The sequence below is a fragment of the Psychrobacter sp. W2-37-MNA-CIBAN-0211 genome (assembly GCF_040309405.1).
GTDB classification, from domain to species: domain Bacteria; phylum Pseudomonadota; class Gammaproteobacteria; order Pseudomonadales; family Moraxellaceae; genus Psychrobacter; species Psychrobacter glaciei.
The window spans coordinates 1-246 of record NZ_JBEOOU010000473.1; the positions used below are offsets into that span (position 1 = coordinate 1).

The window sequence follows — 246 nt, forward strand, 5'->3', positions numbered from 1 at the left end:
GATTAGTGATCATGTGGATGACGAGATAAATCATCAAACGAATGACATGACAACCAGTCAGCTATTTAGCGGTCATAATGCCTTTTTAGGACAATCGATTAACACTGGTAGCTATCGGATTAATGCCGATCTTATCGAAAGAACAGGCGAGTTCGCCACTCTATCCGTCTACCAGCGTTTATATTGATAAGGTTGCTAGCTAGTGATGAGTAGAGTAATACAGTCTGAGAGTAAAGCGATAGGTAG

1 pseudogene is annotated in these 246 nt (G+C 41.1%); it reads left to right on the plus strand.

Features of this window, described 5'->3' with window-relative positions:
- Nucleotides 1–187, plus strand: a pseudogene (locus AAEY72_RS15935) (McrB family protein); the annotation flags it as partial.
- Between the last annotated feature and the right edge of the window lie 59 nt (nucleotides 188–246).